Source organism: Psychrobacter sp. 1U2 (genome assembly GCF_051847575.1).
In genome coordinates this window covers 1-790 of record NZ_JBPYDC010000881.1, presented here as the reverse complement: position 1 = coordinate 790, position 790 = coordinate 1, and the positions used below count along the sequence as shown (strand labels likewise).

The following is a 790-nucleotide window of genomic DNA, read 5'->3' as shown; positions in this document are numbered from 1 at the left end:
AGTAACAAATTGGAAATTTAATAGCCATTGATAACGATGAACATTGTTGAGATCAGCTCGCCATAATTCATCGTTGCGACCAGTACGCATAAGCAACTGCCACTCTTTATTTAGATGATTGTGTAAGGGAGGCTGACTTAAATGTAGTAGTATTGGCCTTGATAAAGCCAAATAACCTATCACTGCTGCACTCACTATCAAAATTAAAGCGTGCTGCCACCATGACAGCTTGGCAAGCCAAGATAATAAAACGATTGAGATTGACAATCCAGTATACATTAACGTACGAAGTCGACTGCCATATTTAATAGCAGTATCGATACGTAGATTTGTAGGCAACTGAACCGCAGTAGAATCATACATCGGTTAAAACCAATCCGTTATGACAAATCTTTCCCATGACGCCACATTTTAATTTTCTTGACCAGCGTCCATATTGCCTCATCATCTGGGCGCGCCTGATTGGTAAAATAATCTAATAGATCAGGATCTTCATAAGTAAGCATGTTTGCAAAAGCTGCTTGTTCAGCAGAATCTGCTGTCAAGTAAAGCTCTTTAACATACGGATCGATATAAAAATCCAACTCTTTTAAGCCGCGGCGTGCTTGATAAATAATCCGGCGCTGTTCGTTGGTAGGCTCTGGCTGGCTTTTGACTGTCATAATTTTGATCTCATTGAAGATACGTCTAAATAAAAATACGTTATAGCATTATAGAATAGTCATTGTCGTTATTGGACTCTATTTTGCTCGTAAGCAGATAACTGATTCCATAATGCCACCGCTTGCTG

At 39.2% G+C, this 790-nt stretch carries 2 protein-coding genes; both read right to left on the bottom strand.

All coding sequences use genetic code 11. The annotated features are described in order from the left end of the window. Window positions 1-363, bottom strand: a 363-nt coding sequence (locus ACS8FD_RS19315) for a hypothetical protein (RefSeq protein ID WP_439277050.1), incomplete at its 3' end; no start/stop codon positions are given. Between the two features lie 17 nt (window positions 364-380). Beyond that, complete coding sequence (locus ACS8FD_RS19310; RefSeq protein WP_439261880.1) at window positions 381-662, bottom strand: FAD assembly factor SdhE; 282 nt, start codon at window positions 660-662, stop codon at window positions 381-383. Window positions 663-790: the final 128 nt, after the last annotated feature.

What these genes read in the sequence shown, in the direction of transcription:
- ACS8FD_RS19310 (WP_439261880.1), bottom strand. Translation starts at nt 662, where the DNA reads ATGACAGTCAAAAGCCAGCCAGAGCCTACCAACGAACAGCGCCGGATT.